Origin of the sequence: Geodermatophilus sp. Leaf369 (assembly GCF_001424455.1) — a bacterium.
Taxonomy (GTDB): domain Bacteria; phylum Actinomycetota; class Actinomycetes; order Mycobacteriales; family Geodermatophilaceae; genus Klenkia.
On sequence record NZ_LMQA01000002.1, the window covers coordinates 543,027 to 557,752 of the forward strand.

A 14,726-nucleotide genomic window follows, 5' to 3' on the forward strand; every position below is an offset into this window, starting at 1 on the left:
CGGAGCCCCGGTGTGCGGGCACCCGCTGCTCGCTGAGCGGCAGCTGTGCACCGGATCCGCTCACCGGACGCACAGCTGCGGCACGGGGAGGCCCCCGACCGTCGAACGCATGACCGAGACGCAGACACCGCCCCGGCGACACAGCCGACGGGCCTTCCTGGGGGGCGCCGCCGGCGTCCTGTTCGCCGCCGGCGCGGGGACGGCGGGGTGGGCGCTGGACCGCTTCGTCGTCGACCACGTGGAGGTGGCCGACGCCTCGGCCTACGAGGCCGCCTCGGGCGTGGACGCCGGCACCACCGCGACCACCAACGGCACCGTCAGCGGCGACACGTACACCTCCGACCAGGCCACGATCACCATCTCCACCGTCGTGACCGGCAGCGGCGACTCCACGGTCACGTACTTCGTCGCCGACGTCGTGCTCACCGACGCCACCGCGCTGCGCTCGGCGTTCGCCGACGACGAGTTCGGGCTCAACATCGTCGACGAGCCCTCTGACATCGCCGCGTCGGTGGGTGCGGTCTTCGCGGTCAACGGCGACTACTACGGCTTCCGCGAGACCGGCATCGTCATCCGCAACGGCGTCGCCTACCGCGACGCCGGCGCCCGCGAGGGCATGGCGTTCTACCGCGACGGCACGGTGCGGGTCTACGACGAGACGGCGACCACGGCCGACCAGCTCGTCGCCGACGGGGTGTGGAACACGCTCTCCTTCGGCCCGGCGATCGTGCTCAACGGTGCGGTGGTCGCCGGCATCGACGACGTCGAGGTCGACACCAACGTCGGCAACCACTCCATCCAGGGCGACCAACCGCGCACCGCCGTCGGCGTCATCGGGACCAACCACCTGGTCTTCGTGGTCGTCGACGGGCGCAGCGAGGGCTACAGCGAGGGCGTCACGCTGCCCGAGCTGGCCGAGATCTTCGTGGGGCTCGGCGCGGTCACCGCCTACAACATCGACGGCGGCGGCTCCTCGACCATGGTGTTCGACGGCGCGCTGGTGAACGACCCGCTGGGCAAGGGCTCCGAGCGCGGCACCTCCGACGTCCTGTACATCGCGTGACCGTCCTCCTGGTCCCGGCCTACCGGCCCGACGGGCGGCTGCCCGCGCTGCTGGCCGCCGTCCGCCGGCTGGACCCCGCCCTCGAGCTGCTGGTCGTCGACGACGGCTCCGACCCCACGCCCGTGTTCGACGCCTGCCGCTCGCTGGGGGCCACCGTGCTGCACCACGGGGTCAACCGCGGCAAGGGAGCGGCCCTGCGCACCGGGCTGGCGCACGTCGCCCTGCTGCACCCCGACGCCGCTGTGGTCACCGCCGACGCCGACGGCCAGCACCTGGCCACCGACGTCGTCCGGGTGGCCGGGTCGGTGCAGGACGGGATCGTGCTGGGGGTGCGGTCGTTCGCCGGGGACGACGTGCCGCTGCGGTCCCGGGTGGGCAACCGGGCCTCGGCGCTGCTGGTGCGGGCGGCCACCGGCCGGGCGCTGGCCGACACCCAGACCGGGCTCCGCGGGTTCGCCGCCGACCTGGTGCCCTGGCTGCTGACCGTGCGCGGGGACCGGTTCGAGTACGAGCTGCGGGTGCTGCTGGAGGCCGCCCGCCGGGGCGTGCCGGTCGAGCAGGTGCCGATCGCGACGGTCTACCTGGCCGGCAACTCCTCCTCGCACTTCCGCGCCGTCCGCGACTCGCTGCGGGTCTACCGGCCGCTGGCGCTGTTCCTGCTCTCCTCGCTGACCGCCGCCGCGGTCGACCTGGTCGCGCTGGTGGTGCTGTCGGCGCTGACCGGGTCGCTGTGGCTCTCCGTCGTCGGCGCCCGGCTGGTGAGCGGGACGGTCAACTACTCGGTGAACCGGCGGGTGGTGTTCCGCGCCGGCCGCAGCCGCCGGTCGCTGCTGGGCTACGTCGCGCTCGCCGGTTCGCTGCTGGTGGCCAACCTGGCGCTGATCAGCGGGTTCACCGCGCTCGGGCTGGGGCTGCTGACCGCCAAGCTGGTCACCGAGCTGTTGCTGGTGTCGGTGTCCTTCGCCGTCCAGCGGGGTGCGGTGTTCCGGCGCCGTCGAACGGTGCGGACGACGGTCGAGCGTGCCGGGTTGGTTACCCGCGGGTAACTTCAGCGGGGTCGCCGACCCGAGGAGCACCCGACGATGACGTTGACCGCCAGCACCGACTTGACCACCACCGGCACCGTCGAGATGGAGCCCCGCCGTCCCGACCTGCTGCCGCCGTGGCACACCCCCGAGCGGGAGGCCCTGCAGCTGCAGGCGCGGGCCTTCGCGATGGACGAGGTGCTGCCGGTCGCCAACGAGCTCGACCCGCAGAAGGGCGAGATCCCGCAGCACCTGCTGGAGCGCATGGGCGAGCTCGGGTGGTTCGGCATCACGATCGACCGCGAGCACGGCGGGCTGGGTCTCGGCGTCTTCGAGTACTGCATGGTCAGCGAGGAGCTGGCCCGGGCCTGGATGAGCGTGGCCTCGATCCTGGCCCGCTCCCAGGGCATGGGGACGTCGGTCGCGGACGCCTCGCGCCGGGACGCGTTGCTGCGGAAGTCGGCCGCGGGTTCCTGGATCGGGGCGGTCGCGCTGAGCGAGCCCGACGCCGGCTCGGACCTGGCCAACGTGCAGACCCGCGCCGTCCGCGACGGCGACGAGTGGGTGATCACCGGGCACAAGCGCTGGTGCGGCAACGCCAAGGCCGCCGACTTCATCCAGGTCCTGGTGCGCACCGCCGACCCGCAGCCGGGGGAGTCCCGCTCCCGCGGGCTGCGCAACGTGCTGCTGGCCAAGGAGCGCGGCTCGTTCCCGGCGGGCCTGTCGGGCTACCCGATCGACAAGGTCGGCTACCACGGCTTCCTGACCTGGGACCTCGAGTTCGACGGCGTCCGCATCCCGGCCGACGACCTGATCGTGGCCCCCGGTGACGCCGACGGCGACGGCGGCTCCAAGGCCGGGTTCGCGGAGGCGCAGGCCTTCCTCAACACCGCCCGGGTGCACACCGCGGCCCGCGCCGTCGGGCTGGCCCGCGCCGCGGTGGAGGACACCACCACCTACCTGCAGGAGCGCGAGCAGTTCGGCCACCCGATCGGCGACTTCCAGGCCCTCCGGTTCGCCCTGGCCGAGATGGCCGCGCAGGTGGAGGAGTCCCGGGCGTTCTACCGGCAGGTCGCGCACCTGCTCGACGTCGGCGTCCCCTGCGAGCGCGAGGCCGCGATGGTCAAGCTGCAGGCCACCGAGATGGCGGTGCGGGTGACCAACCAGGCGATGCAGCTGCACGGCGGCAACGGCTACACCACCGAGCGCCAGGTCGAGCGGCACTGGCGCGACGCCCGGCTGACCACCATCTTCGAGGGCACCAGCGAGATCCAGAAGCGGATCATCAGCGACCGGATGCTGCCCCGCTCGCCGCTGACCTGACGCCCCGCCCTCAGCAACGGCTCTCCGTCCTCACCAGCGTTGGTGAGGGTGGGGAGACGTGGATCAGGTCACCTGATCCACGCTGACCGGGGCCGAGCCGGGGATTCGCCTGTGGGTCGGCTGCGGGGTGGCTGCCGACCGGGTGCGCCGGGGCCGTGGGCGGTCAGAGTGGGTCCGTGGAGGGGCAGCGGCTGCACGGCGTGGACGTCGCCCGCGGGCTGGCCGTGGTCGGGATGCTGTTCGTGGACAACCGGGGCAACGCCGCGATCGGCACCCAGTTCGTGCACGCGCCCTGGCACGGGTTGCGGGTCGCCGACGTCGTCTTCCCGGTGTTCCTGCTGGTCGTCGGGGTGTCCATGCCGTTCTCCAGCCGGGCCGACCGGCCGCGGGCGGTGCTGCTGAGGGTGCTCAAGCTGGCGGCACTCGGTTGGCTGATCGTCACCGCGAAGTACGGCTTCGACGTGGTGGGCGCCGGGGTGTTAGGACACGTCGCCGGCGCCTACCTGCTGTGCTGGCTGCTGCTCCGGCTGCCGCGCCGGGCCCAGCTGCCGACGGCGGTCGGGGTGCTCGCCGTCCTCACGCTGGTGGCGGTGCTGGTGCCGGTGCCCGGCAGCGGCCGGACGGCGGTCGAGCCGGACCTCTCCTGGGCGCACTGGCTCGACCAGACGATGGGCCTGACCTTCTCCGCCGAGGCGCCGCACTCCTACCTGCCGAGCGCGGTCACCGTCTTCCTCGGCGTGCTGGCCGGCCGGGCGCTGCTGGAGCACGGCGTGCGTGGGGCCCTGCCGCGGATGGTCACCGGCGCCGCCGTGCTGCTGGTCCTCGGGCTGGCGCTGGCCCCGCTGCTGCCGGTGAACAAGCGGTTGTGGACGCCGTCGTTCGTGCTGGTCACCGGGGGGATCGGGCTGCTGGTCCTGGCCGCGGCACTGTGGCTGGTCGACGTCCGCGGGGTGCGGCGGCCCTTCCGGCCGGCGGAGGTGATGGGGCTGAACGCGATCGTGGCGTTCGCCGTCTCCGAGCTGGTGTTCCGCGCGGTGCTCTCGCACGGGGTCCAGCCGGTGGTGGACCGCTGGCTCACCGACCTGACGACGGCGACGACGTCGGCCTACCTGTACGCCGCGGCCTCGGTCGTCGTGGTGTGGGGCGTGTGCCAGGTGCTGGCCCGGCGGGGGGTCGTGGTCCGGGTCTAGCCGACCGCGGGCTGCCCGCCGACCGGTTCGGCCTCGCTGGCGGCCAGCAGCCGGTTCGCGCTCATCAGCGTGATCCCCCGGTCGGCGATCTGGGCCAGCGCCGCCGGCAGCGCGCGCACCTCGAGCTCGCGCCGGGCCGACAGCTCCTGCGCGAAGGAGGCCCCCGGGTCGAAGGTGCCCTGGCCGATCCCGTCGTGCAGACCGAGGACGTCGCCGGCGATCACGGTCTGCCCCATGTAGTCCTCGACGTGCCGCTGGGACGTCGAGTCACCCGGGCCTCGGGTGACCGACCAGATGTAGGTGTCGTAGCCCAGCTCGGCGGCCACCCGCAGGGCGTACCCGGTGATCTCCCCGCGCGGGGGCCGGAAGCTGGTGAACGGGGCGTCGATCAGCCCGGCCACCTCGTCGCGGCAGCGCACCAGCTCGTCCCGGGTCTGTGCGGCGGTCAGCGTGGTCAGGTCGCGGTGGGTCCAGGTGTGGTTGCCGATCTCGTGCCCGGCGGCCACCACCTCGCGCAGCAGGTCAGGGTGCCGGACGGCGTTCCAGCCCATCACGTTGAACGTCGCGGTCACCCCCGCGTCGGCCAGTGCCTCGAGGATCCGCGGGGTGAAGTCCGGCGTCGGGCCGTCGTCGAAGCTGATGCAGGCGATCGGCGTGCTCACCGTGGTGTTCCAGACGACCCGGTGGGTCCCCAGCCGGGCGACGGCCTCGCCCTCGTCCGCAGCACCGCCGGCTTCGGCGAACTGCTGCTGGGCGCGGGTGCGGGCCTCGTCGCGGACCTCGTCGTCGCTGCGGGCGGTGACCGCGCCGATCGTGCCGCCCAGCGCACCGCCCACCGCCAGCCCGCCGACACCGAGGCCGGCGCGGGCCAGGAACTGCCGCCTGCTGCTCATGCGATCCGTTCTACCGCCCCCCGGCTGGGAGGACGCTGCCAGTTCGGCATCGTGCGCTGCGGGTCGGCTGGGAGCCGGGTTCGCCGGCCCCGCCGCGACCTACGGTCCCCCGACGTGGGCACCGGGCGGACGACGACGGCACGGCGGGTGGGCCTCGCGCTGCTGGTCAGCGCCGTGCTCGCCACCGTCGGGTGGACCCAGCGGGGCGACCTCGCCGGGGTCGGCCGGGACCTGCACCGGGCCGACCCCCGCTGGCTGGCGGTGCTCGGCGTGCTGCTGCTGGCCTGGTGGGCAGCGTGGACGGCGGTGCACGCCACCGCGCTGGCCGGCGTCACCCGGGTGCGCGCCGCGGACCTGCCCGAGCTCGCTCGCGGCGCGGTGTCGGCGGTGGCGCTGAACTCCGTGGTCACCTCGGCCGGGCTCGCCGGGCTGGCGGCGATGGACCGGGCCGGTCGCCGGCGGGGCCTGCCGCGCGCGGAGGTCGCCGGTGGCTACCTGCTCGCCGCGACCGTCACCGACCTCGGCTTCCTGGTGGTGCTCGTGGCCGGTTTCGTCGTGCTGGGTGCCGACGGACGGCTGACCGGCCTGGACCTGCTCGCCGGCGCGGTCTTCCTCGCGCTGACCACCGCCCGGGTGGTGGTGACGGTGCTCGCGGTCCGGCGACCGGCCACGCTGGCCCGGCTGACCGGGTGGGTGCTCCGGCTGGAGGCGACGGTGCTCCGCCGGCCGGCGCGTGTCTGGGACCCGGCCCGCACCGAGGAGCTGGTCGCGGCCGCGGCGTCGGTCACCCGCCGTCCGGGCCGGGCGGTGCCACCGCTGCTGGCGGCCACCGCCGTGGACGTGATCGGGGTGCTGATGCTGGCGGCCTCGCTGGCCGCGGTGGGCGGCGGGCACGACCTGGGGCTGGCGCTCTCGGCGTACGTGCTGGCCTCGGTGGCCGCGGTGGTCGGGCCGCTGCCCGGGGGGATCGGGGCCGCCGAGGTGGGTGCCGCGGCCGCGCTCACGGTGGGGGGTGTGCCGCTGGCCGTCGCCGCGGCGGCGACCCTGCTGTTCCGGGTGGCCGAGTTCTGGGTGCCGCTGGCCGTCGGCGGGCTGGCCTGGGCGTCCGGGCGCCGCGAGCCGGTGGCCCGGTGACCGCCGTCCGGCGGGCCAGCGCCCTGGTGGCGCTGCTCGTGGGGGTCGGGGCGCTGTCCGCGGTCGTGCGCGTCGTGCCGCACCCGGAGCACCGGCCGGTCCCGGGGCTGCGCCCGCTGGAGGGCGCGGTCGCGGCGATCGACGGCGGCCGGTACCTGCTGCTCGGCGCCGGACTGGTGCTGCTGCTGGTCGTCCGGGCGCTGCTGCGCGGACGGCGAGCGGCCTGGCTGGCCGCCGTCGCCGGGCTGGCCGCGGCCACCGTCGGGTCGCTGGTCGTGCACCCGCACCTGCCGGTCTCGGCGACGCTGGCGGTGCTCACCGCGCTGGTCGGGGCCGGCGGGCGGGCGTTCACCGCGCATGGTGACCCGATGCTGGTCCGCCGGGGCATCGCGGTGCTCGTCGGCGGTGCCGCCCTCCTGGTCGCGGTCGCGACGGCCGGGCTCTACGAACTGGACGGCCAGTTCCGCGGGGGGACCACGGCCTGGGGCTCGGCCGGGCAGGCCGCCCGGCTGCTGCTGATGCTGCCGGTGGACGCCGAACCGCTGACCCGGCACGCCGACTGGCTGGTCTCGGCCACCCGCGGCGCCGCCCTGGCCGTCGTCCTCGTGGGGGCCGGGATGCTGATCGCGGCGGTGTCCGGCGGCCGCCAGCGGGCCGCCGATCGCGCCGTCGTCACGCGGTTGCTCGACGAGCACGCCACCACGTCGCTGGCCCACTTCCAGCTGCTGCCCGACAAGCACTGGCTGGTGGCTGCCGATGGGCGGGCCTTCGTCGGCTACGGCCTGCGCGGACGGACGGCGGTGGCGCTGGGCGGCCCGATCGGCGCGCCGGGGAGCCGTCGCGCCGCGGCCGCGGAGTTCCTGGCCCTGTGCCGCCGCAACGGCTGGACGCCCGGCTTCCACCAGGTCACGCCCGCCGAGCTGCCCGACCTGACGGCCCTGGGCCTGCGCGCCTACAAGATCGGCGAGGAGGCGGTGGTCGAGCTGGCCGGCGGCACCGCGCCGGAGGGTCGGGCCGGCAAGTCGATCCGCTCGGCCGTCCGGCGCTGCGAGCGGGCCGGCTACCGGGTGGTCGCGCTGGAGCACCCGCTCACCGACGTCGACCTGGCCCGGTTGCGCGAGGTGTCCGAGGCCTGGGCCGCCGACGGCGAGCACCGCGAGCGCACCTTCACCCTCGGCCAGTTCGACGCCGACCAGCTGCGACGGACCCCGGTGCTCGCGGTCGTCGACGCCGAGGACCGGGTCCAGGCCTTCGCCAACACGCTGCCGGCCCACCGCTCGACCGAGCGCAGCTTCGACCTGATGCGGCGTCGTCCCGGCGCGGTGAACGGGGTGATGGACCAGCTGTTCGTGGCGATGGGCGACCGGTTCGCCGCCGGGGGCGGCACCGGGATGAACCTCGGGCTCGCCCCGTTCACCGGTCTGGCCGACCAGCCCGGCGTGCCCGCCCGGGTGATGCGGCTGCTCTACGAGCGCGGCGGGGTGCTGCTGGACTACGCCGGGCTGCGCTCGTTCAAGGACAAGTGGGCGCCGCGGTGGGAGTCCCGGTACCTGGTCACCACCGGGGACACCGCCCTGCCCCGGGTCGCTCTCGCCGTCGCCCGCCTCGGGGAGCTGCCCGACCCGCGGCGCCCGCTGACCCGGCTGGCCGGCCTGGTCCGCCGGTTCCCGGTGACGACGACGTTCGCCGCCGTCCAGCTGTGGCTCATGCTCGCCGGGGCCTACGACCCGCAGGTGCACCGGCAGCTGATCGCCGCGGCCGGCTCGTCCTGGGAGCTGCTCGCACACGGCCAGCTGTGGCGGCTGCTCACCTCCCCGGTGGTGCAGGCCAGCCCGGGCTGGGTGTGGGTGAACATCGCGCTGGGGGCGGTGGCGTTCCCGCTGGCCGAGTCGCGGCTGGGCAGCCGGTGGACCGCGCTGGGCTTCTTCGCCGGTGACCTGCTCGGCTCGGTGCCGGTGCTGCTGGGCGTGCGGCTGGCTGCGGCGACCGGCTCGGACAGCGCGCTGGCCGAGCTGCACCAGGTCGACGGCGGCAGCTCGGCGGGGAGCTGGGCGCTGCTGGCCGCTGTCGTCGTCCTGCTGCCGGCCGGCCGCCGGCGTACCCGGGCGGCTGCCGCCCTGGCCGCCGTCCTCGTTGTCGCCCTGGTGCTCGACCACGGCATCGCCGACGTCCAGCACGCCGCCTCGGCGCTGGGCGTCGTCGCCGTCCTGACCCTGGCCCGCCGGCTGCGCCGGGGTCAGCGTGGATCAGGTGACCTGATCCACGTCTCTCCACCCTCACCAGCGTTGGTGAGGGAGGACGGTCTTTGATCAGGAGACCTGATCCACGCTGGGGTCTGGTCAGAGCTCCAGGAACATGAGGACCTCGTCGCGGTACCCGTCGGCGATCCTCAGCGCGGAGGGCCAGCGGCCGATCTCGCGGTAGCCGTGCCGCAGGTAGAACGGCTCCAGGCCCTGCTCGGCACGGACGTAGAGGTGCAGGTGGGCCAGGCCGAGCTCGCGGGCGCAGCGGGCGGCCTCGGTGAGCAGCACCGAGCCGACGCCGGTGCCGCGGGAGCCCAGCGAGGTCTGCACCCGCCGCAGGGTGGCCCAGTGCCGGAAGATCGGCTGCGGGTTGCGGGCCAGCACCAGCCAGCCGGCCAGCGAGCCGTCGGGCGCGGTCACCCAGAGCAGTCGCTCGTCGGGGCTGAGGGCGGCGATCACGGCATCGGCCGCCGTCCGCACGGTGGGCTCGTCGACCGGCAGCTCCGGGAACCCGACCGCGCCGCCGGCGTTGCTGACCGCGCGCCAGCAGGTGGCGAGCTCGGTGGCCATGGCGGCGGTGACGTCGGCGGGGGAGGTCAGCCAGCGCAGCGACAGGTCGGAGCTCATGGGTCGATCCCACCAGCACCGGCCAACAGCGACACGGCCAGGGCAGCCATGACGGCGGCGATCACCCCGTCGAGCACCCGCCAGGCGGCCGGTCGGGCGAACACCGGGCGCAGTGCGCGGGCCCCCACGCCCAGCCCGGTGAACCACAGCACGCTGGCCACGCAGGCCCCGGCGGCGAACCACCAGCGCTGGTCGCCGTGCGTGCCGGCCACCGAGCCGAGCAGCAGCACGGTGTCCAGGTAGACGTGCGGGTTGAGCCAGGTCAGCGCCAGGGCGGTGCCGACGACGGCGCCCAGCGACACCCGCGCCCCGCCCGCCGAGGTGTCCAGTGCGGTGGGCCGCAGGGCGCGGCGGGCGGCCAGCACCGCGTAACCGAGCAGGAACAGCCCACCGGCGACGCGGACGACGGTGACCAGCCACGGCACCCGCTCCAGCACCGCCCCGGTCCCCGCGACCCCGGCCATGATCAGCACCACGTCGGACAGTGCACACACCGCGACCACGGCGAGCACGTGCTCCCGGCGCAGGCCCTGGCGGAGCACGAAGGCGTTCTGCGCGCCGATGGCGACGATGAGGGAGAGCCCGAGACCGAGGCCGGCGAGGACGGCGGAGATGACCACCCGCCCATCCTGGGCCGGCACCGACGACAGCACCGCTACGGGATCTGATGCGCCGTAAGCTGTGCTGTCGATGGACCTGCCCCAGCTGCGCGCCCTGGCCGCCGCCGTCGAGACCGGCACGCTGGACGCTGCCGCCCGGGTGCTGCACGTGACGCCCTCCGCGGTGAGCCAGCGGATCCGGGCGCTGGAGGTGGACACCGGCCAGGTGCTGCTGGTCCGCAGCCGCCCGGTCGAGCCCACCGACGCCGGCGCCGCGGTGCTCCGGCTGGCCCGGCAGGTGGAGCTGCTGGTCGCCGACACCACCGCGGCGCTGGCGGGGGTCCCGGCCGACGGGTCCCCGCCCACCGTGCCGGTCGCGGTCAACGCCGACTCGCTGGCCACCTGGTTCCTGCCCGCGCTCGCCCCGGTCGCCGACCGGGTGGGCCTGGACGCGCGGGTCGCCGACCAGGAGCACACCGCCGCCCTGCTGCGCGGGGGCACCGTGATGGCCGCGGTCACCGCCGACGCCGACCCGGTGCCCGGCTGTTCGGCGTCCCGGCTGGGGGCGATGCGCTACCGCCCGATGGCCGCGCCGTCCGTGGTCGAACGGTGGTTCCCCGAGGGGGCGACGTCGGCCGCGCTGCGCCGGGCCCCGGTGGTGGTCTTCGACCGCACCGACGACCTGCAGGCGGCCTACCTGCGCCGACGGACGCACGCCGTCGTCCGGCCGCCGACGCACCACGTGCCCTCGTCGGCGGACTACCTGGCGGCGGTCCGGCTCGGCTTCGGCTGGGGGATGGTGCCCGATCTGCAGACCGGACCCGACGACCGGCTGGTCGAGCTCGACCCGGGCGGTGCCGTCGACGTCGTCCTGTGGTGGCAGCAGTGGAAGCTGCGTTCGCCCAGCCTGGACCTGGTCGCCGACGCCGTGCGGACGGCGGCCCGCGCGGCGCTCACCTGATCACCCGTGACGGGGGTCCGCCGCTGTCCGCGACCGTGCCAGGGTGGGCCGGCATGGACACCTTCTCGGTCGGCGACACCGTCCAGATCACCCGCGAGGTCCTCCGGGGCCAGATCGGCACGGTGGTCTGGTGGTACGAGGACGAGCAGAAGTGGCTGGTCCGCGTGGGCATGGCGCAGGACTACTACCGGCAGGACGAGATCGAGCACTTCCGGCCCTGAGAGCCCCCGGGTCTCACTGCTCCACGGGCGTGGGACGCGAGCGCCTCGATCCGGACGCCGTCGGGGGCTGCCTCCAGCTGCGCCACCCAGGGCGTGAGCCGAACTCCACTCGGCGGAGCGAGGGCTCAGCCCGGCAGCAGCCCGTAGAGCAGGTCGACGCCCAGCGTGGCCAGGACGGCGGCGGGCACGAGCAGGACCAGCGCGACGGCCCGGGTGCGACCGTGGCGCGGGAGCACCCCGGCCACCACCAGCGCGACGACGACGCCGGCCACGGCCTGGACCGGGTGCAGCGGGGTGCCCGGAGGGAGCCCTCCGGAGGCGGCGAGCCAGAGCTGCCAGAGCGTCCGGTCGGCCAGTGCCACCGCAGCGGCCCCGGCCAGCACCGTGCCGGGCAGCACGCCGCGCCGCCGGGTGGCCAGGTGCACCACGACGGCGAACAGCGGCACCGCGGTCAGCGACAGCACTGTCCACGCAGCCAGCAGCACCAGGTTCGCCCGCAGCCCGAACCCCAGGACGCCGACCGCCCAGCCGTAGTAGGCCACGCTCATCACGGTGAAGAAGACGGCACTGGTCGCGGCTGCCACCCGCACCGACCGAGCGGCCCGGGCCAGCAGAGCGACGGCCAGCACCCAGGCAGCCGGGTAGGACCCCAGGTCGGCCAGCCAGGAGATCCAGGAGGCGTCGGCGGCCTTCGCAGCGACCCCGGTCAGTGCACCCAGGGCCGCCGCGAGGAGGAGTCGGCGGGTCAGGCCCGGAAGTTGGCCTGGATCCGCTGCAGCAGGAAGTCCCCGGCCGTCATCGGCTCGTGCAGGCCGGCCGGGCTCTCGATCACCGCGTCCTTGTCGGCCTGGGCGAAGAACGCCATCGAGTACCGGGGGGCCGTCGACTCGCCCCGGCTCGGCGCCGCCACCCGGTGGAAGTTCGACGGCAGCCGGTCGTCGCTCCACCGCATGAGCATGTCACCGACGTTGCAGGTGATGGCCTCGTCGGTGGCCGGCACGGGGGTCCACGCGTAGCCGTCGTCCGAGGGCCGGGCGGCCTCTGCGCCGGGCAGCACCTGCAGCCCGCCCTGGCCCTCGCGCTGGAAGAGCAGGGTCAGGCAGTCGAAGTCGGTGTGCGCCCCGGCCCGCCACGTGCCGGGCGTGTCGAGCAGGTCCTCCGGGAAGGCCATGTAGTGGATCAGCCGCAGGCAGGACTGGTACTGCGCGGACGCCGGGTCGTGCACGGTCGCGAAGAAGTCGCGGGGCAGGCCGAGCCGGTCGGCGAAGCAGGACAGCACCTGCATCGCCACCGACCAGCAGCGCGCTTCGAAGGCGAGCAGGGTGTCCCGGAAGCCGGCCACCTCGTCGTCGGTGGGCCAGAGCCCGGCCATGTGCGGCCGGGTGAGCTGCCAGGACTCCTTCTGGTCGGCCGTGCCCACCGAGGGCCGCACCTGGCTCTTGAACTCGTAGCCGGCGTTGAGCCCCTTCTTCAGCGGGAACCGGGCCTTGACCTCGGCCGGGAGGGCGAAGAAGGCCTGCGAGGCGGCGAACGCGGCGTCCACCTCGGCGGGGGCGATGCCGTGGTCGACGACCTGGAAGAAGCCGATGTCGGTGGCGGCCTGCCACAGCTCGGCGGTGATCTCCTCGCGCCGGGCCTCGAACCCGGCCAGGGAGATGCGGCGGATCTCGCGGTCGCTGGTCAGGGTGCCGACAGCGCCCATCCGGGACTCGCGGGTCAGCTCGGTCAGTGTGCTCATGGTGGTGTTCCCCCGAGGGGAGGCCGCACGGCAGACGCCGCGGCTCTGCGCACCATGCAAGCGGGCGCCCGGCACCGGCGGCAAGACCCGGGGACCAGACGTAACACGAGTTTCACGTGGAGCGGACGCCCGCACGCTGTTTGGATGGTCGGCGGTGCCGGGACCAGCCCGGCGCACGACCTCCAGGAGCACACCCCGTGGCAGAGCTGACCCGCCCCGACGTCGAGCCGCCGACCGGCCCGGCCCCCGACGACCTCGTCATCGAGGACATCACCGTCGGCGACGGCGCCGAGGCCACCTCCGGCAGCCTGGTCTCCGCGCACTACGTCGGCGTCACCCACGACGGCGGCGAGCAGTTCGACGCCTCGTGGGACCGCGGCGACCCGCTGGAGTTCCAGCTCGGCGTCGGCATGGTCATCGCCGGCTGGGACGAGGGCATCGCCGGCATGAAGGTCGGCGGACGTCGCCGGCTCACCATCCCCGCGCACAAGGCCTACGGCGAGCGCGGCGCGGGCGGGGTCATCAAGCCCGGCGCGACGCTGGTCTTCGTCGTCGACCTGGTCGGCGTGCGCTGACCGGTCCCACCCCTGGCTCGGCCGGCTGGGAGTTCGCCCAGCGCGTGCACCAGCTGGCCGGGTCCAGCCCCTACGTCGTCGTCCCCCCCGAGGGTGGTCTCGACGTCGTCCTGGACGCCGTGGACGCCCGGTGGACGACGTTGGCGTACCGCCGGGGGCTGAGGAAGACGGTCAACGACCTCACCCGGAGCGCCCAGTGGTCGGTCGGCGTCGACCCCACCGGGCCGCCGGTGCTGCGGCTGGCCGGGTCCGCGTCGTTCGCCTCCGGTCGGCAGATCGGGTTCAGCAGGGGCCGGGAGTACGGCCTCCGGGACGACGGCACCCTCGGTGTCGCCGCCGGGTGGGACTTCCGGATGGGCGAGGGCCGCGAGCTGGTCCGCTGGGCCGCTCGCGAGCAGGGCTGGCGGGAGACGATGCCCCGGGACGTGAAGACCGGGATCGCCGTCGCGGGGGTCACGGTCGCGCTGCTGCTGGTCGCGGGCATCGTCCTGGGGATCCTGGCCCTGCTGGGCCGGCTGTGACCCCGGGCCCGGGCGGCGCCCAGTTCCTCGAGCGGGTGCGCGAGCTGGCCGCGGCCAGCCCCTACGAGATTCGGGCCTGCGACGCCGGCTTCGACCTGGCGCTCCGGCAGGGCGCAGCGGCGCCGGCGGGCGGGACCCCGGCCTGGGTGCACGACCTGTGCGTGCACCTCGACGAGGAGGGTCGGCGGTACACCGTGGACGTGCGGACCGTCGACGTCACGGCCGACTCCGCCGGCCGGTTGAGCAGCAGGCCGTCGGATCGGCTCACCCGTCGGGACGTCCCCCCGCTGCGTCCGCACCGGTTCCCCGAGACCCACGGTGGTGCCCTCGTGCCCGAGGGCGGCTGGGACCTGCGCCTGGCCGAGAACCGCGAGCTGATCCGGCGGGCCGGACGCGACCTGGGGTGGACCGAGCGGCTGCCCCCGGGCATGCGGGCCGGCATCGGCTGGGTCGTCGGCGCGGTGGCCGTCCTGCTGCTGCTCGTCGTCGTCCTGGCGGTCCGCGACCTCGTCTAGGGGTGCTGGTGGTGTCCGGGCTCCGGGCTGACCGCGGCGCGTCAACAGGACAGTTGACGGTGATCGGTGCGGCTCCTAGGTTGAGGTGCAGGCCACAC

16 protein-coding genes are annotated in these 14,726 nt (G+C 75.0%); 11 read left to right on the top strand and 5 right to left on the bottom strand.

The features are described from left to right. The first annotated feature begins 109 nt into the window (after positions 1-109). The 4 genes from ASG36_RS11460 to ASG36_RS11475 all read left to right on the top strand — a co-directional run bounded on the left by ASG36_RS11460 (position 110) and on the right by ASG36_RS11475 (position 4,601). Positions 110-1,063, top strand: coding sequence for a phosphodiester glycosidase family protein (locus tag ASG36_RS11460; RefSeq protein ID WP_055763850.1), 954 nt, complete (start codon positions 110-112; stop codon positions 1,061-1,063). Further along, positions 1,060-2,109, top strand: a complete 1,050-nt coding sequence (locus ASG36_RS11465) for a bifunctional glycosyltransferase family 2/GtrA family protein (protein WP_055763852.1) — start codon at positions 1,060-1,062, stop codon at positions 2,107-2,109. Before ASG36_RS11460 ends, ASG36_RS11465 begins: the two co-directional genes overlap by 4 nt. Before the next feature lie 36 nt (positions 2,110-2,145). Beyond that, a complete protein-coding gene (locus ASG36_RS11470) occupies positions 2,146-3,411 on the top strand; it encodes an acyl-CoA dehydrogenase family protein (protein ID WP_055763854.1) in 1,266 nt (421 codons plus the stop codon). 176 nt (positions 3,412-3,587) lie between these two features. Then, a complete protein-coding gene (locus ASG36_RS11475; RefSeq protein ID WP_055763856.1) occupies positions 3,588-4,601 on the top strand; it encodes a heparan-alpha-glucosaminide N-acetyltransferase domain-containing protein in 1,014 nt (337 codons plus the stop codon). Here ASG36_RS11475 and ASG36_RS11480 read toward each other — a convergent pair. Continuing rightward, positions 4,598-5,494, bottom strand: a complete 897-nt coding sequence (locus ASG36_RS11480; protein ID WP_055763858.1) for a polysaccharide deacetylase family protein — start codon at positions 5,492-5,494, stop codon at positions 4,598-4,600. The genes ASG36_RS11475 and ASG36_RS11480 overlap by 4 nt on opposite strands. Positions 5,495-5,608: 114 nt before the next feature. On the opposite strand from ASG36_RS11480, the gene ASG36_RS11485 reads away from it, so the two are divergent. Both ASG36_RS11485 and ASG36_RS11490 read left to right on the top strand, forming a co-directional pair. Continuing rightward, on the top strand, positions 5,609-6,628 hold the full coding sequence (locus ASG36_RS11485) for a lysylphosphatidylglycerol synthase domain-containing protein (protein WP_162245191.1): 1,020 nt from the start codon (positions 5,609-5,611) through the stop codon (positions 6,626-6,628). Then, positions 6,625-8,937, top strand: a complete 2,313-nt coding sequence (locus tag ASG36_RS11490) for a bifunctional lysylphosphatidylglycerol flippase/synthetase MprF (protein ID WP_055763861.1) — start codon at positions 6,625-6,627, stop codon at positions 8,935-8,937. The genes ASG36_RS11485 and ASG36_RS11490 overlap by 4 nt, the downstream gene beginning before the upstream one ends. Positions 8,938-8,967: 30 nt before the next feature. Here ASG36_RS11490 and ASG36_RS11495 read toward each other — a convergent pair whose 3' ends face one another. Together ASG36_RS11495 and ASG36_RS11500 are read right to left on the bottom strand one after the other, a co-directional pair. Next, positions 8,968-9,498 carry a GNAT family N-acetyltransferase gene (locus ASG36_RS11495; protein ID WP_055763864.1) on the bottom strand — a complete coding sequence of 177 codons (531 nt, stop codon included), beginning with the start codon at positions 9,496-9,498 and terminating at the stop codon, positions 8,968-8,970. Next, positions 9,495-10,118 carry a LysE/ArgO family amino acid transporter gene (locus ASG36_RS11500; protein ID WP_200944442.1) on the bottom strand — a complete coding sequence of 208 codons (624 nt, stop codon included), beginning with the start codon at positions 10,116-10,118 and terminating at the stop codon, positions 9,495-9,497. Before ASG36_RS11500 ends, ASG36_RS11495 begins: the two co-directional genes overlap by 4 nt. Before the next feature lie 70 nt (positions 10,119-10,188). Here ASG36_RS11500 and ASG36_RS11505 point away from each other — a divergent pair, with 70 nt between their 5' ends. Both ASG36_RS11505 and ASG36_RS21930 read left to right on the top strand, forming a co-directional pair. Beyond that, a complete protein-coding gene (locus ASG36_RS11505; protein ID WP_235494883.1) occupies positions 10,189-11,058 on the top strand; it encodes a LysR family transcriptional regulator ArgP in 870 nt (289 codons plus the stop codon). Between the two features lie 53 nt (positions 11,059-11,111). Then, a complete protein-coding gene (locus ASG36_RS21930) occupies positions 11,112-11,279 on the top strand; it encodes a hypothetical protein (RefSeq protein WP_157498769.1) in 168 nt (55 codons plus the stop codon). 125 nt (positions 11,280-11,404) lie between these two features. On the opposite strand, the gene ASG36_RS11510 is transcribed toward ASG36_RS21930, so the two are convergent. Further along, positions 11,405-12,028, bottom strand: a complete 624-nt coding sequence (locus ASG36_RS11510) for a DUF6518 family protein (RefSeq protein ID WP_235495003.1) — start codon at positions 12,026-12,028, stop codon at positions 11,405-11,407. Further along, the gene (locus ASG36_RS11515) at positions 12,025-13,017 is read right to left on the bottom strand and encodes an isopenicillin N synthase family oxygenase (RefSeq protein WP_055763868.1); all 993 of its coding nucleotides are present in this window, start codon (positions 13,015-13,017) and stop codon (positions 12,025-12,027) included. Before ASG36_RS11515 ends, ASG36_RS11510 begins: the two co-directional genes overlap by 4 nt. A 197-nt stretch (positions 13,018-13,214) precedes the next feature. Between ASG36_RS11515 and ASG36_RS11520 the strand changes: the two genes are divergently transcribed. The 3 genes from ASG36_RS11520 to ASG36_RS11530 are packed head-to-tail and all read left to right on the top strand — an operon-like array spanning position 13,215 to position 14,628. Beyond that, on the top strand, positions 13,215-13,592 hold the full coding sequence (locus ASG36_RS11520; protein ID WP_055763869.1) for an FKBP-type peptidyl-prolyl cis-trans isomerase: 378 nt from the start codon (positions 13,215-13,217) through the stop codon (positions 13,590-13,592). 44 nt (positions 13,593-13,636) lie between these two features. Next, positions 13,637-14,113, top strand: a complete 477-nt coding sequence (locus tag ASG36_RS11525; RefSeq protein ID WP_055763871.1) for a hypothetical protein — start codon at positions 13,637-13,639, stop codon at positions 14,111-14,113. Continuing rightward, a complete protein-coding gene (locus ASG36_RS11530; RefSeq protein ID WP_055763873.1) occupies positions 14,110-14,628 on the top strand; it encodes a hypothetical protein in 519 nt (172 codons plus the stop codon). The genes ASG36_RS11525 and ASG36_RS11530 overlap by 4 nt, the downstream gene beginning before the upstream one ends. The last annotated feature ends 98 nt before the right edge of the window (positions 14,629-14,726 follow it).

Coding starts and splice junctions, on each gene's coding strand:
- ASG36_RS11460 (WP_055763850.1), top strand. CDS start 110: ATGACCGAGACGCAGACACCGCCCCGGCGACACAGCCGACGGGCCTTC.
- ASG36_RS11470 (WP_055763854.1), top strand. CDS start 2,146: ATGACGTTGACCGCCAGCACCGACTTGACCACCACCGGCACCGTCGAG.
- ASG36_RS11480 (WP_055763858.1), bottom strand. CDS start 5,494: ATGAGCAGCAGGCGGCAGTTCCTGGCCCGCGCCGGCCTCGGTGTCGGC.
- ASG36_RS11495 (WP_055763864.1), bottom strand. CDS start 9,498: ATGAGCTCCGACCTGTCGCTGCGCTGGCTGACCTCCCCCGCCGACGTC.
- ASG36_RS11505 (WP_235494883.1), top strand. CDS start 10,189: ATGGACCTGCCCCAGCTGCGCGCCCTGGCCGCCGCCGTCGAGACCGGC.
- ASG36_RS21930 (WP_157498769.1), top strand. CDS start 11,112: ATGGACACCTTCTCGGTCGGCGACACCGTCCAGATCACCCGCGAGGTC.
- ASG36_RS11515 (WP_055763868.1), bottom strand. CDS start 13,017: ATGAGCACACTGACCGAGCTGACCCGCGAGTCCCGGATGGGCGCTGTC.